24 protein-coding genes and 1 tRNA gene are annotated in these 24,712 nt (G+C 32.9%); 19 read left to right on the top strand and 6 right to left on the bottom strand.

Translation table 11 applies throughout. From position 1 onward, the window contains the following. The first annotated feature begins 1 nt into the window (after position 1). From BQ4446_RS00230 to BQ4446_RS08435, 9 genes are all read left to right on the top strand, one after another. Positions 2-1,039: a glycosyltransferase family 4 protein gene (locus BQ4446_RS00230; protein WP_071028238.1), complete on the top strand. Its 1,038-nt coding sequence runs from the start codon at positions 2-4 to the stop codon at positions 1,037-1,039. Further along, complete coding sequence (wecB, locus tag BQ4446_RS00225; RefSeq protein WP_071025453.1) at positions 1,036-2,139, top strand: non-hydrolyzing UDP-N-acetylglucosamine 2-epimerase; 1,104 nt, start codon at positions 1,036-1,038, stop codon at positions 2,137-2,139. The genes BQ4446_RS00230 and wecB overlap by 4 nt, the downstream gene beginning before the upstream one ends. A gap of 85 nt (positions 2,140-2,224) precedes the next feature. Next, complete coding sequence (locus BQ4446_RS00220; protein ID WP_071025451.1) at positions 2,225-2,641, top strand: MaoC family dehydratase; 417 nt, start codon at positions 2,225-2,227, stop codon at positions 2,639-2,641. Between the two features lie 12 nt (positions 2,642-2,653). Further along, on the top strand, positions 2,654-3,838 hold the full coding sequence (locus BQ4446_RS00215; protein ID WP_071025448.1) for an acetyl-CoA C-acetyltransferase: 1,185 nt from the start codon (positions 2,654-2,656) through the stop codon (positions 3,836-3,838). Position 3,839: 1 nt separating this feature from the next. After that, positions 3,840-4,622, top strand: coding sequence for an enoyl-CoA hydratase-related protein (locus BQ4446_RS00210; protein ID WP_071025446.1), 783 nt, complete (start codon positions 3,840-3,842; stop codon positions 4,620-4,622). Between the two features lie 9 nt (positions 4,623-4,631). Then, positions 4,632-5,468 (top strand): 3-hydroxyacyl-CoA dehydrogenase family protein, encoded by an 837-nt coding sequence (locus tag BQ4446_RS00205; protein ID WP_071025442.1) that lies wholly within the window; start codon positions 4,632-4,634, stop codon positions 5,466-5,468. Positions 5,469-6,063: 595 nt separating this feature from the next. Then, positions 6,064-6,216 carry a type II toxin-antitoxin system RelB/DinJ family antitoxin gene (locus BQ4446_RS08510; RefSeq protein ID WP_245149624.1) on the top strand — a complete coding sequence of 51 codons (153 nt, stop codon included), beginning with the start codon at positions 6,064-6,066 and terminating at the stop codon, positions 6,214-6,216. 426 nt (positions 6,217-6,642) lie between these two features. Continuing rightward, positions 6,643-7,053: a YjdF family protein gene (locus BQ4446_RS00195; RefSeq protein ID WP_071025439.1), complete on the top strand. Its 411-nt coding sequence runs from the start codon at positions 6,643-6,645 to the stop codon at positions 7,051-7,053. A gap of 187 nt (positions 7,054-7,240) precedes the next feature. Next, positions 7,241-7,489, top strand: coding sequence for a GNAT family N-acetyltransferase (locus tag BQ4446_RS08435; protein WP_470381996.1), 249 nt, complete (start codon positions 7,241-7,243; stop codon positions 7,487-7,489). 791 nt (positions 7,490-8,280) lie between these two features. Here the strand turns inward: BQ4446_RS08435 and BQ4446_RS00180 are convergent. Genes BQ4446_RS00180 through BQ4446_RS00165 form a run of 4 tightly spaced genes read right to left on the bottom strand, consistent with a single transcriptional unit; the run spans position 8,281 to position 10,924 of the window. Beyond that, entirely contained in the window at positions 8,281-8,577 is a 297-nt protein-coding gene (locus BQ4446_RS00180; protein ID WP_071025436.1) for a cupin domain-containing protein, read from the bottom strand. Next, entirely contained in the window at positions 8,567-9,139 is a 573-nt protein-coding gene (locus BQ4446_RS00175) for an ATP-binding cassette domain-containing protein (RefSeq protein ID WP_071025433.1), read from the bottom strand. The genes BQ4446_RS00180 and BQ4446_RS00175 overlap by 11 nt, the downstream gene beginning before the upstream one ends. Continuing rightward, positions 9,139-9,879, bottom strand: coding sequence for an ABC transporter permease (locus BQ4446_RS00170; RefSeq protein ID WP_071025431.1), 741 nt, complete (start codon positions 9,877-9,879; stop codon positions 9,139-9,141). The genes BQ4446_RS00175 and BQ4446_RS00170 overlap by 1 nt, the downstream gene beginning before the upstream one ends. Then, on the bottom strand, positions 9,851-10,924 hold the full coding sequence (locus BQ4446_RS00165; protein ID WP_071025428.1) for an MqnA/MqnD/SBP family protein: 1,074 nt from the start codon (positions 10,922-10,924) through the stop codon (positions 9,851-9,853). Before BQ4446_RS00165 ends, BQ4446_RS00170 begins: the two co-directional genes overlap by 29 nt. A 105-nt stretch (positions 10,925-11,029) precedes the next feature. Between BQ4446_RS00165 and BQ4446_RS00160 the strand changes: the two genes are divergently transcribed. Further along, positions 11,030-11,569 carry a guanylate kinase gene (locus BQ4446_RS00160; RefSeq protein WP_083329000.1) on the top strand — a complete coding sequence of 180 codons (540 nt, stop codon included), beginning with the start codon at positions 11,030-11,032 and terminating at the stop codon, positions 11,567-11,569. On the opposite strand, the gene BQ4446_RS00155 is transcribed toward BQ4446_RS00160, so the two are convergent. Next, positions 11,548-11,624 (bottom strand) — tRNA-Pro (locus BQ4446_RS00155). The genes BQ4446_RS00160 and BQ4446_RS00155 overlap by 22 nt on opposite strands. Positions 11,625-11,814: 190 nt before the next feature. Between BQ4446_RS00155 and BQ4446_RS00150 the strand changes: the two genes are divergently transcribed. The 7 genes from BQ4446_RS00150 (at position 11,815) to BQ4446_RS00120 (ending at position 20,181) form a co-directional block, all read left to right on the top strand. Then, the gene (locus BQ4446_RS00150) at positions 11,815-13,890 is read left to right on the top strand and encodes a glutamine synthetase III domain-containing protein (protein ID WP_071025426.1); all 2,076 of its coding nucleotides are present in this window, start codon (positions 11,815-11,817) and stop codon (positions 13,888-13,890) included. 8 nt (positions 13,891-13,898) lie between these two features. Next, a complete protein-coding gene (locus tag BQ4446_RS00145; protein ID WP_071025423.1) occupies positions 13,899-15,497 on the top strand; it encodes a CTP synthase in 1,599 nt (532 codons plus the stop codon). Positions 15,498-15,639: 142 nt separating this feature from the next. Beyond that, positions 15,640-16,797: an ABC transporter substrate-binding protein gene (locus BQ4446_RS00140; RefSeq protein ID WP_071025419.1), complete on the top strand. Its 1,158-nt coding sequence runs from the start codon at positions 15,640-15,642 to the stop codon at positions 16,795-16,797. Between the two features lie 41 nt (positions 16,798-16,838). After that, complete coding sequence (locus tag BQ4446_RS00135; protein ID WP_071025416.1) at positions 16,839-17,726, top strand: branched-chain amino acid ABC transporter permease; 888 nt, start codon at positions 16,839-16,841, stop codon at positions 17,724-17,726. After that, on the top strand, positions 17,726-18,727 hold the full coding sequence (locus BQ4446_RS00130; protein WP_071025413.1) for a branched-chain amino acid ABC transporter permease: 1,002 nt from the start codon (positions 17,726-17,728) through the stop codon (positions 18,725-18,727). The genes BQ4446_RS00135 and BQ4446_RS00130 overlap by 1 nt, the downstream gene beginning before the upstream one ends. Next, entirely contained in the window at positions 18,720-19,493 is a 774-nt protein-coding gene (locus tag BQ4446_RS00125) for an ABC transporter ATP-binding protein (RefSeq protein ID WP_071028236.1), read from the top strand. The genes BQ4446_RS00130 and BQ4446_RS00125 overlap by 8 nt, the downstream gene beginning before the upstream one ends. Further along, a complete protein-coding gene (locus BQ4446_RS00120; protein ID WP_071025410.1) occupies positions 19,486-20,181 on the top strand; it encodes an ABC transporter ATP-binding protein in 696 nt (231 codons plus the stop codon). Before BQ4446_RS00125 ends, BQ4446_RS00120 begins: the two co-directional genes overlap by 8 nt. 235 nt (positions 20,182-20,416) lie before the next feature. On the opposite strand, the gene BQ4446_RS00115 is transcribed toward BQ4446_RS00120, so the two are convergent. Then, on the bottom strand, positions 20,417-21,082 hold the full coding sequence (locus BQ4446_RS00115) for a lactate/malate family dehydrogenase (protein ID WP_245149622.1): 666 nt from the start codon (positions 21,080-21,082) through the stop codon (positions 20,417-20,419). 427 nt (positions 21,083-21,509) lie between these two features. Between BQ4446_RS00115 and BQ4446_RS00110 the strand changes: the two genes are divergently transcribed. After that, entirely contained in the window at positions 21,510-22,784 is a 1,275-nt protein-coding gene (locus BQ4446_RS00110) for an O-acetylhomoserine aminocarboxypropyltransferase/cysteine synthase family protein (protein ID WP_071025407.1), read from the top strand. 10 nt (positions 22,785-22,794) lie between these two features. Beyond that, positions 22,795-24,591: a homoserine O-acetyltransferase/O-succinyltransferase family protein gene (locus BQ4446_RS00105; RefSeq protein ID WP_071025404.1), complete on the top strand. Its 1,797-nt coding sequence runs from the start codon at positions 22,795-22,797 to the stop codon at positions 24,589-24,591. Positions 24,592-24,712: the final 121 nt, after the last annotated feature.

The raw sequence follows: 24,712 nt of genomic DNA, 5'->3' as shown, positions 1-24,712 counted from the left end.
AATGAGTTTAAATTTTTATTTTAAACCCTTTATTTATGCTTTCCTACTCACGCTTGCAATTACGCCTCTAATGATTTATTTTGCAAAAAAACTTAAATTTTTAGATATACCTAAGGATGAAAGAAGAGTCCACAATAAGCCAATGCCAATTGGCGGTGGCTTTGGTATGTATTTAGTAATTAGTTTTTTATGCCTAATATATTTGGAGCACGATAAAACCCTTTGGATGCTTTTAATTAGCTCAACCATAATTGTCTTTTCAGGCCTTTATGATGACAAATGGGGTCTTAGTCCAAAACTAAAATTTTTATTTCAAATCATAGCAGCTATTTTTCTAATTATAGGCGGAGTGAAAATTGAATTTTTTACAAATCCCTTTGGAGCTGAAGATATTTTTAATTTAATTAATTTATTTTCTATACCCATTACAATTTTTTGGATTTGCGGCATAACTAATACTATAAATTTAATTGACGGACTTGATGGACTTGCTGCTGGGATTTCAATGATCTGTGCAATCTCTATGTTTTTTATAACGGAAAATATGAATCATGTTGCAGTAACACTTCTTTGTGCCCTTGTGGCGGGATCATGTTTGGGATTTCTGCCCTATAATTTCAACCCAGCAAAAATATTTATGGGAGATACGGGAGCCTTATATTTAGGTTTTATAATTTCCTTTATAACAATCCAAGGAGTTATGAAACAAGCGGCAATTCTTATGATGTTCGTGCCAGTTTTGGCATTAGGAGTCCCGGTTTTTGATACAACTTTTGCCATGATTAGAAGAAAACTTCAGGGCAAATCAATTGTTGAAGCTGATAAGGGCCACCTCCACCATAGGCTTTTGGCCAAAGGCTTAAATCAAAGGCAAACAGTTTTAACCTTATATGCAATTTCCATAATTTTTGGAATACTTGCAAATTTAATAGCAGATTTCAAATCTCAAACCGGTCTAGTCATCTCAGTATTAATTATTGCTATTATTATCTTAATAGGGATTTATACGGGAATGATTACGGGAAAGGAGAAAAAATGAAAATTTTATTTGTATTTGGCACAAGACCTGAAGCCATAAAAATGGCCCCTCTTATAAAGGAAATAGAAAGACACAAAGAACTAAGTAGACTTATTTGTGTTACAGGCCAGCACAGGGAAATGCTTGACCAAGTACTTCAAATTTTTAATATAAAACCAGATTATGATTTAAATATTTTTAAAAAGGGCCAAAGTTTAACTGATATAACAAGTTCTAGCCTTAGGGGCCTTGAAGAAGTTTTGAACCAGGAAAAACCTGATATTTTACTTGTGCAAGGGGATACAACAACAGTTTTTGCTGCTGCCCTAAGTGCTTTTTATAAAAATATAAAAATAGGCCATGTGGAAGCAGGCTTAAGGTCGGGAAATATTTATTCACCTTATCCAGAAGAGGCTAACAGAAAACTTGTAAGTGTTCTTGCAAATTATCATTTTGCACCAACTATTAATAATAAAAATAATCTTTTAAGAGAAGGATATGATGAAAAAAATATTTTTGTAACGGGAAATACTGTTATTGATGCCTTAAATTATACAGTGAAGGATTCTTTTACTTTTGGAGAAGATTTATTAAATAAAATAGATTATAATAAAAATGTAATTTTACTAACATCTCATCGGAGGGAAAATTGGGGAGAACCCATGGAAGAAATTTTTTCTGCCTTCAGGGATATAATAAAAGAAAGAGAAGATGTGGAAGTAATTTTCCCCATGCACTTAAATCCCCTTGTTAGAGAAAGGGCCTATAAATATTTTAAGGATTTAGATAGGGTTCATTTGATAGAACCTCTTTCCTATTTACCTTTTTCAAATTTAATAAATAAGGTAAAATTCATTGTAACAGATTCGGGAGGAGTGCAGGAAGAAGCACCAGCTCTTGGAAAACCTGTTTTGGTTGTTAGAAATGAAACTGAAAGGAAAGAGGGAATTGAAGCGGGAACTGCAAAACTTATAGGTACAAAAAAAGAAAATGTCTATAAAAATGTTCTTGAACTCTTAAATAATAAGAGTCTTTATGATAAAATGGCTAAGGCGATAAATCCCTATGGTGATGGGCAAGCTGCAAAAAGAATTGTAAAGATTTTACAAGAAAATTTATGATTTTTAAAATTTCAAAATTATATAAAATTATGTAATCATACCCTTTTTTGGGGTATAATATAAAAAATGTTTGAGGGAGGTAATTATGAAGGGGAAGACAATTGACCAAATAAAAATTGGTGATAGTGCCAGTTTTACAAAAACCATAACTGAATCGGATGTCTATACTTATGCAGGCATCACAGGTGATCTAAATCCGGCTCATATAAATGAAGTTGAAGCCGGCAAGGGAATCTTTAAAACTAGAGTCTGCCATGGTATGTTAACAGCGGGACTTGTATCTGCCGTTCTTGGGATGCAGCTTCCTGGCCCCGGTACGATCTACCTTGGACAAGAATTGAGCTTTACTAAGCCTGTTTATTTTGGCGACACGATAGAGGCAAAAGTTGAAGCATCAGAAGTTATCAATGGAAAGATTTTAAAATTAAAAACAACATGCAAAAATCAAAAGGGCGAAGTTGTCCTTGAAGGCGTGGCAACTGTAATGCCACCTCGTGCATAAAAGGAGGAAAAAATGGAAGATAGAATAGTAATCGCATCAGCAGCAAGAACACCAGTTGGTTCATTTGGCGGTGCTTTTAAAACAGTTGGAGCAGTGGAACTTGGAGTTGTAGCTGCTAAGGAAGCAATGAAGAGAGCAAAAGTTACACCTGATATGATTGACGAAGCTTATATCGGTAATGTACTACAAACAGCTCAAGGACAAAACGTTGCAAGACAAGTTGTCATTAAATCAGGAATTCCTGTAGAATGTCCTGCAGTGACAATTAATATTGTTTGTGGATCAGGATTAAGAGCAGTTTCACTTGCAACTCAAGTTATTAAAGCAGGAGATGCAGAAATTGTTTTAGCTGGTGGTACTGAAAGCATGTCATCTGCACCATTTGCAAGTAAAGATGCAAGATGGGGAGCAAGAATGGGCGATAAAAAATTAGTTGATGTTATGATTAAAGACGGACTATGGGATGCTTTCTATGACTACCACATGGGAATCACAGCTGAAAATGTTTCAGAAAAATTTGGAATTACAAGAGAAATGCAAGATGAACTTGCTTGCAGAAGCCAAAATAATGCTTCAAGAGCAAGAAAAGAAGGAAAATTTAAAGACGAAATAGTTCCTGTTGAAGTTAAGGGACGTAAGGGAAAAGTTACTGTAGTTGAAGATGACGAATTTATTAGAGATGATGTAACTATTGAATCTCTTGCAAAATTAAAACCAGCTTTCAAAGAAGGCGGAACTGTAACAGCAGGTAACGCATCAGGAATTAATGACGGAGCTGCTATGCTTGTTGTTATGAAAGAATCTAAGGCAAAAGAACTTGGGGTTGAACCTCTTGCTTATATTATTTCTTATGCAACTTGTGGCGTTGACCCACAAATTATGGGAACTGGGCCAATTCCATCTTCTACAAAGGCCCTAAAAATTGCAGGTCTAAAAGCAGAAGATTTAGATTTAATTGAAGCTAACGAAGCATTTGCTGCTCAAGCTTGCGAAGTTAATAAGGCTATGGGCTTTGACATCCAAAAAGTAAATGTAAATGGTGGAGCTATTGCAATTGGGCATCCAATTGGAGCTTCAGGAGCTAGAATTTTAACAACCTTATTATATGAAATGAAGAAAAGAGATTCTAAGAAGGGTCTTGCTACTCTTTGCATTGGTGGAGGAATGGGCACCGCTTTAGTAGTCGGAAGGGACTAAGATGGATTATAAATTTCTAAAGATTGATGAGAAAGAAAATGGTGTTATAGTTCTTACCATATCTAGAGAAAAGACTTTAAACTCATTAAATACAGAAGTATTAAAAGAGCTTTCAGACTTTTTTGAAAAAATATTTGATGATGAAGCAACCAGTGTTATAGTATTAACAGGAGCCGGCAAATCATTTGTTGCCGGCGCCGACATTGGTGAAATGGCAACTCTTTCTGCTACAGAAGGCTATGATTTTGGAAAACTAGGTATGGATACCCTTATGAAAATTGAAAAGGGAAGAAAACCAGTAATTGCAGCCGTTAATGGATATGCCCTTGGAGGTGGATGCGAAATTGCCCTTGCCTGTGACATTAGACTTGCTTCTAAAAATGCGAAATTTGGTCAACCGGAAGTAGGCCTTGGAATCATCCCTGGATTTGGGGGAACTCAAAGACTTATTAGAGCTATTGGTCCTGGATATGCTAAGGAAATGATATTTACAGCAAAAATGATTGATGCAGAAAGAGCTGAAAGATGGGGCCTTGTAAATCATGTTTATGAACCTGAAGAATTACTTGACAAGGCAATTGAAATGGCAAACACCATAGCCCAAAGAGCTCCAAAAGCTATTCAATACTCTAAATCAGCCATTGAAAGTGGTTCACAAACTGATATTGAAACAGCAATGGAAATTGAAAGAACCTCATTCGGACTTTTATTCTCAACAGAAGACCAAAGAGAAGGCATGAACGCATTTTTAAATAAAAAACAAGCAAAATTTAGTGGTAAATAAGGAGATAAAATGAAAATAGCAGTAATTGGTTCTGGAACTATGGGTTCTGGAATTGTTCAAAGTTTAGCTACAAAACACCAAGTTATTATAAGAGATATAGATCCAAAGGCCCTTGAAAAAGCTAAGGAAAAAATTAAGGATTCCTATGAAAAAAATGTTTCTAAGGAAAGAATGACCAAGGAAGAAATGGAAACAGCCCTTAAAAATATTTCAGTGTCTGCAGAAATTGAAGATATAAAAGATGTTGACGTTGTCATTGAAGCTGCAACAGAAAATCCAAAGGTAAAAAAATCTATTTTTAAAGAATTAAGCGAAGTATGTAAGGAAAATACAATTTTAGCTTCTAACACTTCATCTCTATCAATAACTGATTTAGGACAAGCAACACAAAGGCCAGAGAAAGTTATTGGTATGCATTTCTTTAATCCAGTTCCTGTTATGAAACTTGTTGAAGTTATTTCAGGAAAAAAGACTGATGAAAAAACTAAAAATACTATTATTGGGCTTGCAAAAGAAATAGGAAAAACTCCTGTTGAAGTAGAAGAAGCCCCTGGATTTGTTGTAAATAGAATTTTAATTCCTATGATTAACGAAGGAATCGGAATTTATGCAGAAGGAATTGCATCTAAAGAAGACATTGATACAGCAATGAAACTTGGTGCAAATCATCCAATGGGACCATTGGAACTTGCGGATTTAGTTGGACTTGATATTGTTCTTGCTATCATGGAAGTATTATATAATGAATTTGGTGATCCAAAATATAGACCCCACCAATTATTAAAGAAAATGGTTAGGGCAGGACTACTTGGTAGAAAGACTAAAGAAGGATTTTATAAATATTAATTTATGGGCCGTAGCCCTTACATAAAAATCTTCTAAAAATTTTAAACTTCAAAAATATTTTTTATTATAAGCTAGGTGAAAAAGGCCTAGTTTTTCTTTTGGTTAGAAAATTAAAATAAAGTCTAAATGCCAAAATATAAAAACCTAATAATAGTTAGAAGATATAAATAAAAAAGGCCATTTAAGGGCTCTTAATTAGGGATTTATTTCTTTGACAGATTGTCATTCTCAAAGCAACAAGAGATCATTTTGCTATTAAAGCTGGCGACCGAATGATAGTGCTAAGCGATGAAACAGGGATTGCATTAATACCGGCAGAGCTTTTTGAAAATAGAATGCAGGAGATTATGAATAAAATTTCCGACTTTTAATTTCATATTACTTCATCATTTTTTATATGAATTTTAAGTATACTAATGATATGTAAAGAGGGAAAATAGAAGAGCTTCAAACGGATAGATTGATTTTGTAACCGCTCTGCACCCATCCGTATATCGAATCGGAAATTGCTTAAAAGATATGTTATTTGTATTTCTGTTGTACGCACAATTTGATATAATAAGATTATGAAAATATCGGGAAGGTGGTGTTTTATATGGAAGCAAAATCAGCAAATCTTTATGCTAGTATTGAACCAGAGGTAAAAGAAAAGGCAGAAAGCATTTTATCCACACTTGGTATTCCTGCATCCAATGCCATCAATATGTTTTATAGACAGATAATTCTTCAGAGAGGACTTTCTTTTTAAGTGAAAATTCTATCTTCTCGTCCTGTAGATATGTCTGCTTTATCAGAAGTGGAACTGAATGCATAACTTGAGAAATGCTATGCGGATATCAAAGCCGAAAAAACAAGAGAAGCAAGTGCGGTTTTTGCAGAGATCCGCAAGGATTACAATCTATGATTTATACAATCAAGATTACTGACCAAGAGGTTGTGATATAAATGCTCAGCTTGATAAATACAGAAAATATGAAAAGTAATGTAAAATCGAAATTTGTTAATTTAGCCATTTAGGCTTGATTATAAATAAAGCAAAGATAAAAACGCAATGTACATCCAACAACGTACTAGAGCCGGTAGGTAGCCCGGCCGTCCTGCTTGTCAGGGTAAGTAACCTGCCCCTCCGGGTTGTCCATTCTTTGCTCATCTAAATCTTTAAGGAGGGATTGCCATGAGCAAAGTTAAATGTACGGTGTTTTTTGAAGATTCATTTTGGGTAGGTGTATTTGAAAGAAACGAGAATGGAAAATTATCTGTAGCTAAAGTAACTTTTGGAGCAGAACCAAAAGATTGTGAGATTCTGGATTTTGTCCTTAAACACTATTATGATTTACAATTCAGCCCCGCTGTGGCAACTGTTGTAAAGGAAACCAAAAAGAATCCAAAGAGAGTGCAACGTGAAGTAAGAAAGGAAATGAAGAAAACTGGCATTGGTACTAAATCACAGCAGGCTCTAAAACTGCAACAGGATCAGAACAAACAGCAACGCAAGGTGGAAAACCGTGAACGTAATCTGGTAAAAGCACAGCGAAAGTTTGAACTGAAACAAAAAAAGAAAAAAAAGAAGCATCGAGGTCATTAAGATCTCTGTGCGTTCTCGCACAATTTTCGGTTTCCATCATGCAAGTGATGTATGGCAGTCGGGATATTGAAGTTCAGCTTGATAAATACACGAAATATGAAAAGCAGTGCAAATCAAAATTTGTAGGGTTGATGAAATGATTAGGCAATGCATTGATAATGACATAGATGCAGTGATGCAAATATGACTGAATACGAATATTCAGGCACATAGTTTTATATCTTCTTATTATTGGCAGAGCAACTCTGATATAGTAAAAGAGATGTTGCCTAGCGCAGAAATATATGTGTATGAAGATAATCGCACAAAGCAAATTGATGGATTCATTGGATTGAATAATAGCTATATCGAAGGTATTTTTGTAAAAGAAACGATGCAATCAAAAGGAATTGGAAAACAATTGCTGAATCATGTAAAGGAGTCAAGTCCACATTAAAATTAAGCGTATACCAGAAAAATGAGAAATCGATTAAATTTTATCTGCGAGAGAAATCTAATATCCAATCTGAACATATAGATGACAATACGGGAGAAAAAGAATTTATAATGTTTTAGAATCGTTAAATTCCTATTTGTCGACAACAACTAAATAATAATCATAAGCATCAATCAGCAATGATTGGTGCTTTTCTTATGCTCTTAAGATACCGAGCATTTATTATGCAAATTTTAACGGAGGTGGCGGGTTAGCAAATAGAATAAAAGGTATTACTGTTGAAATTTGAAAGTTTTAAATACTTAATTGCTTATTTACTTCCCTGTTTTAACTCAATATAAAACTTTGTTTATTTCCTAGCTCAATGTTTAGGCTTCGCAAAAAAATCTTCAATTTTTCCTCTGTTAGTTTTTCGTCTGATACTTTCCAAAATTCATCATGAAGTCTACCAACAAATTTTTTTGCTGTCACTACTATATCTAAAAAGTTAATGGCTAATCAAACCTTTCCTTTTTTGCTTTCTTAACTGAGTTTCCTGCGTATCTTTTGCAAGCATTAACTTCTGTTTCTAATCTTTCCAAAATTTCTTGTTTCATGCTTAACCCTCTTTTTTTACTATACACATATTTCCGTACTATAAAAGATAAGTCAAGTTAATTAAAGGCTATCATTCTACAATTAATCAAATTAAAAAGGCTAAGAACAATCTCTGCTCTTAACCTTTTATCTAGCCACCTAAAGATTCTCTAAATAAGTTTTCCTAAAATCCCTAATTCAATGAGCCTTTGGCCTCATTTTGTAAATATGCATAGCCATAGGGCATGATCTTGCCATGTAACCTTATGGATTTTATGAGGAGGAATCTCTAAGATATCTCCCCTTTTTAAGTTTATAATATTTTCATCTAGCAAAATCTTTGCTTCTCCTTCTAAAAGCATAACTATTTCAAGTTCATCTTGATCCATTTCAGGAGTTTCTTGATCAAGGGACATTATTCTTGTGATTTTAATTTTTTTGTCCTCAAAAATGATATCTTCAATTTCTTTTTCAGGGTAAAAGGTAAGGCCTTCAAAAATATTATATATCATCTAAATTAATTATCCTTTCTATGCCAAGTTTTTTTATTTCATCTAAGTCGTGGCTAATGTAAATTAAAGAGCGCCCACTTAAATACTCTCTTGCGTTTTCCAAAACTTTATCTTTTGTTGCTTGGTCAATTTCTCTTAGGGCTTCATCTAAAATTATTAGGTCGCTTTCAAAAATTAGGCCCCTTAAGAGGGTAAGTCTTCTTTTCATCCCTCCCGATAAGTTTTTAACTTTTTCTTTACTTGAGCCTTTTAAAAGCATTTTTTCCAAAAGTATTTCGCATTTGTATAAATCCATTTCTCTTACAAGTTTTAAATTTTCATAGACTGAAAAATCTTCAAGAAGTCTATTTTCCTGAAAAACCATAGATAAGCTTCCACTGAAAAAAATTTTTCCCTTGTCAGGCTCCGTGTTTTTTAAAATTAAATTTACAAGTGTCGTCTTTCCAGACCCTGTTTTCCCTATTAGGGCAATTTTCTCTCCATAGTCAAGACTTAAGGAAAAATCTTCAAATATTTTTTTGTCCCCAAAGGATTTGTATAAGTTTTTAATTTCTAGAAGCATTAAATCAGCCTCCTTATAAGGAAGGTAAAAAATTTTTCAAGGATTAGTGAAATAAGCATGGTAACAAAGGTTAGGGAAAATAAATTACTAATATCTAAATATATTTTTGATTCATAAAGGGCCCTGCCTATTGAATTGTTTGCTATTCCTATGACTTCTGCCGAAAGACCTGATTTAAAGGATATACCTATGGCAAGTGAAGTGCTTGATAAAATATAAGGTTTTAGGGAATGAAGGTAGATGTATTTTAATTTATTTTTATAGGAAATATTGAAGACCCTGGCCATTTCTAGAATTTTCCCGTCAATTGCAAGTAGACCCTGTAATATATTTGTATAAATTATGGAAAGGCTCATAATAAAAGGGATAAAAATATTTAAGTATTTTGAGCTTAAAAAAACAAGAAGTAGGATTATAAAAGAAATTACGGGAATGCTTTTTATAAAGAGTATTAGGGGAAATAGGAGATTTTTTACTAGTGTGCTTTTATAGGAAAGTAGGCTTAAAAGTAGGGCGGCAAAAAATCCTAGCAAAAATCCTAAACAAATTTTTGAACTTGTATTAAATAAAATTAGATAAAAATTTGGATTTTTTAAATTTTCAAAAGTTTTTATTAGGACTTTAAAAGGAGATACAATAAGTATCTCCTCATTAATAAGCATGGCAAAAATTTGCCATACTATAATCCAAAATAAAATCACCAGAAAATTTTTATTGACCTTGGTAATAGAAATTTTCATCTGGAAGCTGTCCTCCAACAGTTTTAGGATCTTGAGTAAATAAGGAATTTAGGTACTCACTTAAGGCCTTTTTCATATCTTCTCCTGCAATAAAATGAATATTGCAAGCTGGAATAGCCTTCTTTGCAATTGGGGCCTTAACAATGTCATATTTTTCACTTAAAGCTGCGGCATCATCAATATTTGAATTTACATAGTCAATTGAGCTTTGATATTCTTTTAAAAATTCATCAACTACTTCCTTATTTTGATCAAGAAAATCTGCTCTTGCAATCATAACTCCTGTTACAAGCATGGAATCTCCAGGCAGCTTATCCCAAAGGTCAGTTAAAGAAAAATTTGTCTTTAATCCATCAATTTTTGTTTTTGCAACAGTTAGGAAAGGTTCTGGTAGCATTGCAATCCCATTTTCATCCTTAGCAAGGCTTTGGACCACTTCTTGATGTTCGCTTTTAAATTCAATATTCACATCCTTGTCAGGGTCAATTCCATTTTCTTTAAGAATATATCTTAAAGCATATTCTGGCGTTGCTCCTTTTCCAGAAGTAATTATTGTTTTTCCCTTCAAGTCGTCAAGAGCTGCAATATCATTTCTTGATGCTATATAAAGGACTCCTAAAGTATTAATATTTAATACCTTAATTTTACCTTCAGTTTTTTGATAAAGCACTGCTGCTAAATTTGCAGGCACTGCAGCAAGGTCGAGTTCACCTTTAACTATGCCTGTTACAACTTCATCAGGAGATGAATAAATTGTATATTTATAGTCATTTGCTGCTGAATTACCATCTGAATCTGAAAATAACTTTACTAGACCAAGAGAAGTCGGTCCCTTTAAGGCTCCTAAATTTATAAGAGTCTTTTCCTTATTATCATTTTCTTTTGTAGCAGAATTATTTTTTGAATTAGAATTTTCTATAGCTACATTTTGATTTGTTTGTTCACTTGTCTTATTTTTTTCTACAACTGCTGTATTAGAAGAACATCCAGCTAATAGCAAAGCCATTAAAAAAATACTTACAAGTGAAGTAAATTTCTTTTTCATAAAACACTTCCTTTTCTATACTTACCTAGTCAGTATATCACAGATTCTATTATATTTTTTAAAAATATTATGCTATACTAAATAAAAGATTTATTGGAGGTTAATATGCTATATTTGCTATTAGGAAATTCAGGCTCAGGAAAAACTACAATAAGAAATATTTTAGAAAAAAGGGGACTTAAAAAAATTATAACCTATACCACAAGGCCTATTAGGCCAGGAGAGAAAGATGGGGTGGATTATAATTTTATAAATAGAGAAAAATTTTTAAATTTATATAATAGGGGAGAATTTATTGGCCCTACAAAATATGCGGGAAATTTTTATGCAACTTTAAAAGAAGATCTTTTTAAGGCTTGCTCTTTAAAAGAGGATGCCTTAATTATTGTTGATCAATTTGGAGTTAAGGAAATAAAAAAAGAATTTCCTCATGCCACTTGTATTTATTTATATGTAGATGAAAATCTTTTGAAAGATAGGATGGAAAAAAGAGGGGATAAAGAAGATAGCATAAATGAAAGACTAAAAGATCTTTTTGACTATACACCCCTTTGTGATTATAAAATAGATTCAAGCGGTGATGCAGAAAATGTTTCAAAGGAAATTGAAAAAATCATAAAAAATGGTCGGAGTGAGAGGATTTGAACCTCCGGCTTCATGGTCCCGAACCATGCGCGCTACCAAACTGCGCTACACCCCGACATAAAATATATTTTATAACATTTTATATTCATTTGCAATTTATTTACAATTAGGGTTAAGAGGAAAAAATTTTATTAGTATGCTATCTTGACAAAGAAGGCATCTTGCAATAAAATAAAAGAAAACCGAAGAAGTTTTTTCATAAGGCAGAAATTAATCTGCCTATTTTTTGTTTTATGGAGGAAAAAATGAAGGTCATGGAAAATTTTGGAATAAAAGTATTTAATAAAGAAAAAATGAAAGAAAAACTGCCCTATCCCATCTATTTAAAATGGAAGGATGCCCTTAGGGTTGAAAAGGATTTGGATTCAGAAAGTGCAGATGCTATTGCTCACGCCATGAAAGACTGGGCTATAAATAATGGAGCGACCCATTTTGCCCACTGGTTTCAGCCCCTAAATGGACAAACTGCAAAAAAATATGTGGCATTTTTGGACAGGACTGCTGATGCAGAACCTATTGAAAGATTTTCAGGAAAAGAACTTATAAAAGGTGAGCCTGACGCATCTTCATTTCCATCTGGCGGAATGAGATCAACTTTTGAAGCAAGGGGATACACTTATTGGGACCTAACTGCCAATTCTTTTATAATAGACAATGTTTTTTATATACCAACAATTTTCATGTCCTATTATGGAGAAAAACTTGATAAAAGAGGGCCTCTTTTAGATTCAGTTAATGCCCTTTCAAATGTTGGAAGGGATTTGGTCAATTTATTTTCTGAAGAGCATGCCTACAGAATGAGGGTTAAAATTGGCCTTGAACAAGAATTTTTCCTTGTGGATAAGGACCTTTATGATAAGAGATCGGACCTTAAAAATGTGGGCAGAACTTTAGTGGGATGCTCCTCTCCAAAGAGTCAAGAATATATTGATAGGTATTTTGGACAGATCCCAAAAAGAGTTGAAGAATTTTTTAGGGAGGTTGATAAAAAACTTTGGGAACTTGGCATCTATTCAAAAACAGAGCATAATGAAAATGCACCCCTGCAATTTGAACTTGCAATTTTATTTGAAAATGCAAATGTAGCAATTGATGACAATTTATTATGTATGAATATTATAAAGGAAACAGCCTTAAAATATAATATGGTCTGTCTATTGCACGAAAAGCCCTTCAAAGGTGTAAATGGTTCAGGAAAGCACAATAATTATTCCATAACCACAAATTTTGGTTTAAACTGTTTTGAACCAGGACCTGACCCCTACAATAACAATATATTTTTACTATTTACGGCCGCTGTAATTGAACTTTGCTACAAAAATCAAAATCTTTTATATATTTCTTCATCATCTCCATCAAATGACCATAGGCTTGGAGGTCTTGAAGCACCACCGTCGATTATTTCAGTTTTTCTTGGAAGGGATTTAGAAGAGTTATTTATGGCCATAAAAGAAGGGAGGACCTATACAAAAGACCTAGGAGGAAAATTTAAGGGCTATTCTTTAAAAGATATTCCCAAAGATTCATCTGATAGAAATAGGACTTCAGCCGTTTCCTTTACAGGAAATAAATTTGAATTTAGAATGTTAGGCTCTTCCAAAAATGCCTCAGATTTAAACATTGTTATTAATTGTGGTCTTGCAGAAAATTTAAAGGCCATGGAAAAAAGGCTTAGCCCCTTCAAGGATGATAAGGAAAAATTAAGAAAAGAAGTTTTAGAAATTGTTAAGGAAGTTATGGAAAACTATGGAGGTTCTGTTTATTCTGGAGATAATTATTCAGAAGAATGGAAAAAGGAGGCAAAGAAAAGAGGCCTTAAAAATTACAAGAACTATTTAGAAGCCCTTCTTGCTGCCAAAAACTTAAAGCAAATAGACATATTTTTAAATAATGGTGTATTTACAAAAAAAGAATTAAAGGCATCCTATGAAATATCTTTAAATGAAGTGATTTCCTATAATCTTTTGGAAACAAGGACTCTTCTTTCCATGCTTTCTAAGGATTTAATTCCCTCCCTGAGAAAAGAATTAAATGACACAAAAGAAATTTTAAAATTTAAAGAAAATGAAGGATTAGTAAAAATATATGATACAATAAACAGTGGTTTAGAAAAATTGATTTTATCTTATTTTGAACTAAAAGAACTTTACTTACATGCTGAAAATATTTCAAATGGGGAAGAAAAGGCTCAATTTATTCAAAATAACATAGTAAATAAATTAGAGGAGTTAAGAAATATTTCAGATGAACTTGAAATGTTCATAAGTAGGAATAATTTATATCTCCCAACTTATGAAGATATGTTTAATTCATTAGACTAGGAGGATTTATGGCAAAATTTATTTTTGTTACAGGAGGCGTTGTATCAGGAATAGGAAAGGGAATTTCTGCTGCTTCAATTGGCAGGCTTTTAAAAGACAGAAATTTAAAAATATTTATGCAAAAATTTGACCCCTACCTAAATATAGATCCTGGAACAATGAGTCCCTTTCAACATGGAGAAGTTTTTGTAACCTATGACGGAGCAGAAACTGATCTTGACTTAGGACATTACGAAAGATTTACAGATGAAGAACTGACAAAAAGAGCCAGCATAACAACGGGGAAAATTTATTCAAGAGTTATTGCAAAGGAAAGACGTGGAGATTATAACGGAGCTACAGTGCAAGTAATCCCCCACATTACAGATGAAATAAAAAATTCTGTTTACAAGGCTGCTGAAGAATCAGGAGCAGATGTTGTAATTACAGAAATTGGCGGAACAGTTGGCGATATTGAGTCCCTTCCATTTTTGGAAGCCATAAGGCAAATTCATTCAGAAAATAAACCAGGCGATGTTTTATTTGTTCATACAGTTTTGGTGCCAAATATTCCAGGCACAAGCGAACTAAAAACAAAGCCGACACAGCACTCCTATAAAGAACTTATGTCAAATGGCATTAAGGCAGATGTCATAATAATTAGATCAAATGGAGAAGTGAGCCAGGCCGTAAAGGAAAAAATTTCCCTATTTTGTGATGTGCCAATGGAAGCAATTGTTCAGTCTTCAAATGTTGACCTTATTTATGAAGTGCCTTTAGTATTTCATAAGCAAGGCCTTGATGAATTTATCTTAAAATATTTAGGTCTTGAAGATCAAGAAAAATCTGATGGGCACTGGTCAAAAATGGTTGAAAGATTTAAAAAGGCAAAAGAAGAAATAAATATTGCCCTTGTTGGGAAATATACAGAACTTCACGATGCTTATCTTTCTGTAACTCAAGCTCTTTTAGATGCTGGCTATGAAAATGGTGCAGATGTAAAAATAAAATGGATTGATTCAGAATGTGTAGAAAACAATCCAAAAATTTTTAAGGGCATTGATGGCATAATTGTGCCTGGAGGTTTTGGTCAAAGGGGAACTGAAGGTATGATAAAAACCTCAAAATATGCAAGAGAAAATAATATCCCCTATTTTGGCATATGCTACGGCATGCAAATTGCCTTAATTGACATTGCAAGAAATAAACTTGGCCTTAAGGGTGCGTCATCAACAGAAATAAACCCCGATACTCCTTATCCAATAATTGACCTATTGGAAAATCAAAGAACAGTAAAAAATCTTGGCGGGACATTAAGACTTGGAAATTATCCCTGCAGCCTAGAAGAAAATACTCTAGTAAGAAAACTTTATGGTCAAGAGAAGGCTTATGAAAGACATAGACATAGATATGAATTCAATAATGATTTTCGCGGAGCCATAAGAAAGGCGGGAATAATATTTTCTGGAATAAATGAAGATTTAGACCTTGTTGAAATAATAGAAATAAAGGATCATCCATTTTTTGTTGCCTGCCAATTTCACCCAGAATTTAAATCAAGGCCAACAAAAGTTCATCCACTTTTTGATGGATTTATTAAGGCTACTAAAAATTCTAAAAATAAATAATGAAATTTATCTTATCAGAGATACGCTTATTTTAAGTGTATCTTTTTTTGTATAAAATAAATAACAAATATATAAAAAAATGCTTCACTTTTAAAAACTTTAATGATATAATGTTAAAAATTTTAGGAAGGAGAAAGATAAAATGAAAAAGAAATTATTATTCTTAATGATGGCATTATTATTTTTGACAGCATGTGGCACAAGTAATAATACGGGAAATGCATCTGGTAGTGGTGGAGAGGATTCAGATGAAATCATTTTAAGAGGAATCGGTCCTAAGACAGGTGCAGTTGCAATTTATGGTTTAAGTGCAGAAAATGGAATAAAGATGGCTATTGATGAAATAAATGAAGCTGGCGGCATAAATGGGAAAAAAATCAATTATGAATCTGGAGATGACAAAGGCGATTCTACAGAAGCCATGAATTTATATTCAAGATACGTTGAGGAAGGTGCCCACGCTATTATTGGTGCAGTTACTTCAAAACCAACTTTAGCAATAGCTGAAAATTCACAAGAAGATAATATACCAATAGTTACTCCTACTGGAACTATGCTTTCAATTACAGAAGGAAAACCAAATGTCTTTAGAGTTTGTTTTACTGACCCAAGCCAAGGAGTTACTCTTGCTAACTTTGCAGCAAATAATTTATCTGTAAAAACAGCAGCAGTTTTAAGAAATACTTCTTCAGATTATTCTAACGGCGTTTCAGATGCCTTTATTGAAGAAGCAAAGGCTAAGGGAATTGAAATTCTTGCTGATGAAGGATATGGTGCAACAGACAAGGACTTTAAGGTTCAATTAACAAATATTAAATCACAAAATCCTGATGTACTTTTAGTTGCAGACTACTATGAAAATGACGTTGTTATAGCAAAACAAGCTAAAGATTTAGGAATTAATTCTAAAATCCTTGGCCCAGATGGATGGGACGGCGTTCTTTCAGTTGCAGCAGAAGGCGATGAAGGTATTTTTGAAAATTGTTATTTTACAAACCATTATTATGTAGATGATGAAAAGGAAGTTGTTAAAAATTTCGTTGATAATTATAGAAAACTTTATAATGAAGATCCTTCTTCATTCTCAGCTTTAGGCTATGACACAGTTTATGTTTACAAAAAGGCTTTAGAGGAAAGTAAATCTTTAAGCCATGAAGACATAATTGAAGCTCTAAATAATGTAACCATAGATGGAGTTACAGGTTCTTTAAAATTTGACGAAAACAATAATCCAATAAAATCTACTGCAATCCTAACTATAAAGGATGGTAAGTACGTTTTAGATTCATTTGTTGAATAATAATAAGAGGGCAGTTACTGCCCTTTTTTTTGGAGGTTAGTATGGAATTTTTATTACAAATTATAAATGGCCTTTCCTTGGGTTCAATATATGCATTAGTGGCTTTGGGCTACACAATGGTTTACGGTATTGCTCTTTTAATTAATTTTGCCCATGGCGAAATAATTATGGTTGGGGCCTATACAGTAGTTTTTTCGACAACTTTAGTTTTTGCAAAATTATCACTTCCCCTATGGTTTTCAATTATCCCAGCAGTTATTGTCTGCACTCTTTTAGGACTTTTAATTGAAAGAGTTGCCTACAGACCCTTGAGAAATTCGCCAAGAATTTCTAATTTGATTACGGCAATTGGAGTTTCACTTCTACTTCAAAATACAGTTATGGTTCTTTTTGGAGCAGGGGCTAGATCAAGTCAGTCAATTTTTAATATTTCAACAATTAATTTAGGCTCTTTAGAAGTTCCTTTTATTTCTATAATAACAATTCTTTTAACGGCTATTTTGACTTTAGCCCTTCAATTTTTTATGAAGAATACAAAAACAGGCAAGGCCTTATTGGCAACAAGTGAAGATTTTGGTGCAGCACAACTTGTGGGCATTAATATTGATACTTCTATGGTTGCAACTTTTGCAATTGGTTCAGCCCTTGCAGGAGTGGCCTCAGTTTTATATATGGGAACTTATGGACAAGCTCAGCCTTTAATGGGATCAATGCTTGGAATTAAAGCTTTTACAGCAGCCGTTATTGGTGGAATAGGTCTTATCCCTGGAGCCGTTATTGGCGGTCTTTTGCTTGGTATTGTGGAGGCTCTAACTCGTGCATATCTATCATCAAAACTAGCTGATGCTATAGTTTTTTCAATTTTAATTATTGTACTTTTAATTAAACCCACAGGACTTTTGGGCAAGAATATGAAGGAGAAAGTGTAATGAGAAGAAAAAAACTTATAACTTACTTTCTTACCGTATTCCTTTTAATTGGACTCTACGGTATTATTTTATTTTTAAACAGGCAGGGAATTGTCAATAGATATTCTTTAACAGTTTTAAGAATGGTTTGTATAAATATAATTTTGGCAACATCATTAAATATTACTGTGGGAAATTTAGGACAAATTACCCTCGGCCATGCAGGATTTATGTCAATTGGGGCCTATAGTGCAACTCTTTTTGTAAAATCTGGTCTTGTTCCAGGCATGGGCGGCTATATTTTAAGTTTAATTCTTGGAGGACTTATAGCCCTTATTATAGGAATTATTATTGGTCTTCCTGCTCTTCGTTTAAAGGGAGATTATCTTGCAATTGTTACTCTTGCCTTTGGAGAAATAATTAGAGTTTTAATTGAATATTTTTCATTTACTGGTGGGGCTCAAGGTCTTAGCGGAATTCCAACAATGAAAAGTTTTGATTTTATATATGTAATTATGTGTATTTGCGTAGCCCTTATGTATTCAGTAATGACAAGTAGACACGGCAGGGCAGTTTTATCAATTCGTGAAGATGAAATTGCTTCAGAAGCAAGCGGTATAAATGTAACTTATTACAAAACTTTCGCCTTTGGTCTTTCAGCATTTTTTGCAGGAGTTGCTGGAGCAATTTATGCACAAAATATTGGCGTTATTGACGCAAAAGTCTTTGACTATAATAAAAGTTTTGATATTTTGGTAATGGTTGTTTTGGGAGGTATGGGTTCCTTTACAGGTTCAGTAATTTCAGCTACTGTATTGACAGTTATACCTGAAGTTTTAAGGTCCTTTGCTTCTTACAGAATGATAATTTATTCACTTGTCTTAATATTAATGATGATCTTTAAGCCTGAAGGCCTTTTAGGCAGAAAGGAATTTTCTATTCACAAAATTGCAGAAATTATGACATCAGGTGACAAGAAAAATAAATTTTTCAAGAGAAAAGGTGATCAAAATGATGAATAGTGTATTGGAATGTAAAAATGTCAGCATAGAATTTGGGGGTTTAAAGGCGGTAAATAATTTTAACCTTACCATTGAAAAGGGAGAGCTTTTAGGATTAATAGGTCCAAATGGTGCAGGCAAAACTACAGTTTTTAATTTAATTTCAGGCGTTTATAACCCAACAGAAGGAGAAATTTTTCTTAACGAACAAAAAATTTCAAATAAAAGCACTTCTCAAATTGTTAAGCTAGGAATAGCTAGAACTTTTCAAAATATAAGACTTTTTAATAAGATGACAGTTCTTGAAAATGTAAAAGTTGCAGCAAATGATAGTATGTCCTATGGAATTTTTACAGGAATGTTTAGACTTCCAAAATACTGGAAAGAAGAAAATGAAGTTAATGATAGGGCAATTGAAATGCTTAAAATTTTTGATCTTGATAAATTTTGGTTTATGCCTGCAGAATCACTATCCTATGGTCAACAAAGAAAACTTGAAATTGCAAGAGCCATGGCAACAAAACCCTCGCTTCTTCTTTTAGATGAACCAGCAGCAGGAATGAATCCAAAAGAAACTGAAGAATTAATGAATACAATTGCTTTAATAAGAGAAAAATTTAATATAACAATTTTATTAATTGAACATGATATGAAACTTGTCCTAGGAATTTCCTCAAGGCTTATGGTTTTAAATTATGGACAAATTCTAGCAGAGGGGAATCCAAAAGAAGTTATTAATAATCCCGAAGTTATAAAGGCTTATCTTGGAGGTGGACCAAGTGCTTAAAGTAGAAAAATTAGATGTATATTATGGAAATATTCACGCCCTTCAAAAAATAAATTTAGAGGTAAATGAGGGAGAAACTGTTTCTCTTGTAGGAGCAAATGGAGCAGGAAAGACAACGACCCTACAATCTATTTCAGGCCTTGTGCCAAAAGAAGGAAGAGTTAATTTTTTAGGAGAAGACATTTCAAAATTCAAAGCCCACGAAATTACAAAAAAAGGAATTGCACAGGTTCCTGAAGGCAGAAGAGTTTTTACTGGTCTTTCAGTTTACGACAACTTAATTCTGGGTTCCTATTTAATTAAGGGTTCAAGCGATCATATTTTAAAGAGAATATATGAAATGTTTCCAATTTTAGAAGAGAGAAAAAATCAGTTGGCAGGCACACTTTCAGGAGGCGAGCAGCAAATGCTTGCTATGGGAAGGGCCCTGATGTCAAGACCAAAACTTTTGCTTCTTGACGAGCCTTCCATGGGCCTATCGCCAATTTTTGTAGATAAAATTTTTCAAGTTATAAAAATTTTAAAGGAAGAAAAGACAACAATTTTATTAGTTGAACAAAATGCAAATCTTGCCCTTGAAGTTTCAGATAGGGCCTACGTTTTGGAAACTGGAAAAATTGTTAAAGAAGGACTTGCAAAAGATTTGGCAAATGATCCTTCAATAAAAGCAGCTTATTTAGGCGAATAAGTATATAATAAAAAGTTGCAAGAAAAAACTAGAAGATAATTTTCTCCTAGTTTTTTTCTTTTTATTATTCTTCTTCTAATTTTTCAAGCCCTTCTTCTTGGACAGTTTTTAAGGCTTTGTAAGAAGTTTCCATAAGTTTATGCTCTTATTCGTTTAAATGAATTTCAATGATTTTTTCAATGCCATTTCTTCCAAGAATTACAGGAGTTCCGATATAGATGTCATTAAAACCATATTAGCCATAAAGATAAGCTCCAACAGTAATAATTGAATGAGAACTTTCAATAATAATTCTACAAATTTTTGCAAGAACAGTTGCAACGCCGTAGTAAGTTGCCCCTTTTGTATTAATTATTTTATAGGCAACGTCACGGACATTTGCATAAATTTCTTCCTTTGCACTTTCAAGGGCATCAGTTTTTTCCTTAATCCATTTTTCCACTTTCTTTCCGCCAATTGACGCATTTGACCAAACAGGGAAGGATGTGTCGCCGTGTTCACCCATAATATAAGCTGAAACGTCACGAGGATCAACTCCTACAAAACGAGATATTCCATCAAAACCTGATTTTATAATTTCAGAAACAACGGATTTAATTATTTTCAAATTTTTGTAAACAAGATCAAGTTTTGTTTCGCCTGGGTTTTGTGGTGCACCAGCAGTAATAACAACAATATCTGCATCCGCACAGTCGCTATATTCGGCTGAATATATTTTTTTTGTTGCATTGTAAGTTATGGCTGGATTTAAGTCCATGGCATCTCCAATAGTTTTGTTTTTGTTCATGTCAATAATGCCAAGTTCTCTTCCGAGACCCTTTAAAGTCATTGCAAAGGCAAAACTTGAACCAACAGATCCATCACCTACAAGAATAACTTTAAAATTTGGATTTTTTCTCATATTCTCCTCTTCCTATTCATGAGTTTATTAATTCTATAATAATTAAAATTTATAGTAAAGAAAAATTTACAAATAAATAAAAAATTAAAGAAAAAGGCTTGACATTAATAAAAGTTTTTTGTAAACTGATATTTAAATTTAAACTTTATAAAAAGAAGAGTAGTTATAAAAAGAGATTCCAGAGAGCTTTGTTGTGGTGAGAAAAGCAGATCGATTTATAATGAACATGGTCTTTTTCTAGGATTTGTCGATATTAGACATTTACGGGAGCTCCCGTTACAGAGCTAGAGTATGATAGTACTTGATGAGTTTGCATATGTGAGTATGCATTAAATAAAGGTGGTAACACGAGCTTTCGTCCTTTGAGGATGAGAGCTCTTTTTTTATCTCATAAAACTATCAAATATAATTTTTGGAGGATAATAAGATGACAAAGAAAAATTTTAAGAACTTAGAAACTTTATGTGTGCAAGCAGGCTATGAACCAAAAAGTGGGCAGCCAAGAGTTGTGCCAATTGTTCAGTCAACAACTTTTAAATATGACAGTACAGAAACAGTTGCAAATCTATTTGACTTAAAAGAAGGAGGATTTTTCTATACTAGACTTGGAAATCCTACAACTGATGCCCTTGAAAAGAAAATTGCAGCCCTTGATGGAGGAGTGGCAGCTGTGGCAACTTCATCAGGCCAATCAGCAAATCTTAATGCAGTTTTAAATATAACAAAGGCTGGAGAAAATATTGTTGCCTTAAATAATGTTTATGGAGGAACTTTTAATCTTTTAGGAACAACTTTAATAAAATATGGCATAGAAGCAAGATTTGTTTCATGTAATGACTTTGAAGAATTAGAAAGAAATATTGATAGCAAGACAAGACTTATTTTAGGAGAAGTTTTGGCAAATCCTTCAACTCAAATTTTAGATATTGAAAAATATGCACAAATCGCTCACTCTCATAATATTCCCCTAATTGTAGACAACACTTTAACAACTCCAGTTCTTTGCAAACCAATAGATTTTGGGGCTGATGTTGTAACCTATGCTTCAACAAAATATTTGGAAGGACACGCAACAACAATTGGAGGATTAATTGTGGATTCGGGAAATTTTAATTGGTCCAAGGGAAATTATCCCTGTCTAACAGAAAAGGATGAATCATATCACGGTCTTGTTTTCACAGAAGCCTTTGGAAAGGCCGCTTATGCTGCAAGAATAAGAACTGTTTTATTAAGAGATTTTGGAAATGCCCCCTCACCCTTTAATGCCTTTTTAACAATTTTAGGAATTGATACTCTCTTCCTAAGACTTGAAAGACATTCACAAAACGCCTTAAAAATTGCAGAATTTTTAGAAAAACATGAGAAGGTTGAATTTGTAAATTATCCTTTCTTAAAATCTTCTCCTGATTATGAACTTGCAAAAAAATATTTAAGGGCAGGAAGTGGAGTTATATCCTTTGGAATAAAAGGAGGAAGGGAAGAAGCTGCAAAATTTATAGATTCTCTTGAATTATTAACTCTTGTTGTTCACGTTTCAGATGTAAGATCCTATGCTCTTCATCCTGCTTCATCAACTCACAGACAGCTTTCAGATGAAGAACTAAAAAAAGCTGGCATACCTGGAAATTTAATTAGACTTTCAATTGGGATAGAAAATGCTGACGACCTAATTAGCGATATAGATAATGCCCTAAGGGCCTAAGGAGAAAAAAATGCCTGTAATAATTCCTGAAAATTTAATTTCAAAAGATATATTAAATAAAGAAAATATTTTTACCATAAAAAATACAAGGGCTTCAAGCCAAGATATAAGGCCTTTAAAAATAGGGATTGTAAATTTAATGCCAAGAAAAGAAGTAACTGAAATTCAGCTCCTTAGACTTTTATCAAATACAAGTCTACAAATTGACGTGGATTTAATTAGAATGGATTCCTATGAACCAAAAAATTCTTCCAAAAGTCACTTAGAAAGATTTTATAAGACCTATGAAGATATTAAGGAAGATAAATATGACGGCTTAATTGTAACGGGAGCTCCTCTTGAAAAAATTGAATATCAAAATATAAAATATTGGGAGGAGTTGACAAAGATTTTTGAATTTGCCAAGAAAAATGTATTTTCCACTATGTTTATTTGCTGGTCAGCTCAAGCAGCCCTAAAATATTTTTATAATATTGATTCAGTCATTTTAAATAAGAAAATTTTTGGGGTTTATGAATTTGAAAAGGCATCAGATGATAAATTACTAAAGGGTTTTGATGATATATTTTATGTTCCAACTTCAAGATATTCCTATGCCGAAGAATCCTCCTTTATTGGGAGAGAAGATTTAGAAGTTTTATCTTCAAGAGATGATACTGGAATTGGCCTTGCGAAATCTCTTGATGGCAGATTTATTTTTAATTTTGGCCACTTAGAATATGACAAGCAGACCCTTCACGAAGAATATTTAAGGGATCAAAAAAAGGGTCTTGATACAGATTTGCCTTCCAATTATTATAAGGACAATAATCCCCAAAAGGATATTGTTGTAAGGTGGAAGTCTTCTGCAAACTTATTATTTTCAAATTGGCTAAATTATTATGTCTACCAAGAAACCCCCTATAATATAGAAGAAATAAAAACAAAATCTGTTTCAAAATTTGGCGGAACCTCACTTTCAGATTCTGATCAATTTAAAAAGGTTAAGGACATAATTTTATCTAAGGAAGACAGGGATATAATTGTCGTATCAGCACCTGGCAAGAGATTTAAAGAAGATAAAAAAGTAACAGACCAGCTTATAAAGATAAATGAATTAAATGAAGATATTAAGGACCTTTCTCTTGAAATCGAAAAACTTCAAAGGGCCTTAAATAATTTGTATGAAGACAAGGGGAAATTTACAGATGAAGTTAAAAATAGATTTTTAGAAATTTCTAACAAACTAAAACTTGAAGCAGTAGAAAAGATTATTAATGAAACTTTTGAGGAAATTAAAAATTCTTCCTCCAAAGATTTTATAATTTCAAGAGGCGAATATTTAAATGCAGTATTAATGGCAGAATTTTTGGGCTATAAATTTGTAGATGCCAAGGATATAATTTCCTTTAACAGGGAAGGGCAAGTTGATTTTGAAAATACTAAGGAAAAAATCAAAAGCCAAATTAAAAGAGGAGAAAAAATTGTAGTGCCAGGATTTTATGGTAGCGACTCTGGAGGAAATATAAAAACTTTTGCCAGAGGCGGTTCAGACTACACAGGTTCAATAATTGCTTCTGTTTTAAATTCTTCTGTCTATGAAAACTGGACAGATGTAAATGGAATAATGACTGATGATCCAAATAAAAATGATAAGGCAAAGACCATAGAATATTTATCCTATAGACAGCTTGAAAATATTATTGATGGCGGTGCATCCGTCTACCAAAAAGATGCAATTGGACCTGTAAAAAATAAGAATATAACTATAAAGATTTTAAATACTAATGACCCAGATTTTAAGGGAACAGAAATTAAAGATAATTAAATAGCAAAAGCCTATGAAAAGGACTTAGTTTAAAAACCTGGTCCTTTTTTTTATGACAAAGATAAAAAGGAATAAGTCCTTAAAATTTTTAATTTTTTTAAAAATAATCTTATAAACTTCT

This window comes from Peptoniphilus raoultii (assembly GCF_900099555.1).
Taxonomy (GTDB): domain Bacteria; phylum Bacillota; class Clostridia; order Tissierellales; family Peptoniphilaceae; genus Peptoniphilus_A; species Peptoniphilus_A raoultii.
The sequence above is the reverse complement of the archived record's forward strand: the minus strand, read 5'-3'. Positions and strand labels throughout refer to the sequence as shown.

Bases quoted from the DNA above. Each gene is read 5' to 3' on its own strand.
- BQ4446_RS00230 (WP_071028238.1), top strand. From the start codon at position 2: ATGAGTTTAAATTTTTATTTTAAACCCTTTATTTATGCTTTCCTACTC.
- wecB (WP_071025453.1), top strand. From the start codon at position 1,036: ATGAAAATTTTATTTGTATTTGGCACAAGACCTGAAGCCATAAAAATG.
- BQ4446_RS00220 (WP_071025451.1), top strand. From the start codon at position 2,225: ATGAAGGGGAAGACAATTGACCAAATAAAAATTGGTGATAGTGCCAGT.
- BQ4446_RS00215 (WP_071025448.1), top strand. From the start codon at position 2,654: ATGGAAGATAGAATAGTAATCGCATCAGCAGCAAGAACACCAGTTGGT.
- BQ4446_RS00210 (WP_071025446.1), top strand. From the start codon at position 3,840: ATGGATTATAAATTTCTAAAGATTGATGAGAAAGAAAATGGTGTTATA.
- BQ4446_RS00205 (WP_071025442.1), top strand. From the start codon at position 4,632: ATGAAAATAGCAGTAATTGGTTCTGGAACTATGGGTTCTGGAATTGTT.
- BQ4446_RS08510 (WP_245149624.1), top strand. From the start codon at position 6,064: ATGGAAGCAAAATCAGCAAATCTTTATGCTAGTATTGAACCAGAGGTA.
- BQ4446_RS00195 (WP_071025439.1), top strand. From the start codon at position 6,643: ATGAGCAAAGTTAAATGTACGGTGTTTTTTGAAGATTCATTTTGGGTA.
- BQ4446_RS00180 (WP_071025436.1), bottom strand. From the start codon at position 8,577: ATGATATATAATATTTTTGAAGGCCTTACCTTTTACCCTGAAAAAGAA.
- BQ4446_RS00175 (WP_071025433.1), bottom strand. From the start codon at position 9,139: ATGCTTCTAGAAATTAAAAACTTATACAAATCCTTTGGGGACAAAAAA.
- BQ4446_RS00170 (WP_071025431.1), bottom strand. From the start codon at position 9,879: ATGAAAATTTCTATTACCAAGGTCAATAAAAATTTTCTGGTGATTTTA.
- BQ4446_RS00165 (WP_071025428.1), bottom strand. From the start codon at position 10,924: ATGAAAAAGAAATTTACTTCACTTGTAAGTATTTTTTTAATGGCTTTG.
- BQ4446_RS00160 (WP_083329000.1), top strand. From the start codon at position 11,030: ATGCTATATTTGCTATTAGGAAATTCAGGCTCAGGAAAAACTACAATA.
- BQ4446_RS00150 (WP_071025426.1), top strand. From the start codon at position 11,815: ATGAAGGTCATGGAAAATTTTGGAATAAAAGTATTTAATAAAGAAAAA.
- BQ4446_RS00145 (WP_071025423.1), top strand. From the start codon at position 13,899: ATGGCAAAATTTATTTTTGTTACAGGAGGCGTTGTATCAGGAATAGGA.
- BQ4446_RS00140 (WP_071025419.1), top strand. From the start codon at position 15,640: ATGAAAAAGAAATTATTATTCTTAATGATGGCATTATTATTTTTGACA.
- BQ4446_RS00135 (WP_071025416.1), top strand. From the start codon at position 16,839: ATGGAATTTTTATTACAAATTATAAATGGCCTTTCCTTGGGTTCAATA.
- BQ4446_RS00130 (WP_071025413.1), top strand. From the start codon at position 17,726: ATGAGAAGAAAAAAACTTATAACTTACTTTCTTACCGTATTCCTTTTA.
- BQ4446_RS00125 (WP_071028236.1), top strand. From the start codon at position 18,720: ATGAATAGTGTATTGGAATGTAAAAATGTCAGCATAGAATTTGGGGGT.
- BQ4446_RS00115 (WP_245149622.1), bottom strand. From the start codon at position 21,082: ATGAGAAAAAATCCAAATTTTAAAGTTATTCTTGTAGGTGATGGATCT.
- BQ4446_RS00110 (WP_071025407.1), top strand. From the start codon at position 21,510: ATGACAAAGAAAAATTTTAAGAACTTAGAAACTTTATGTGTGCAAGCA.
- BQ4446_RS00105 (WP_071025404.1), top strand. From the start codon at position 22,795: ATGCCTGTAATAATTCCTGAAAATTTAATTTCAAAAGATATATTAAAT.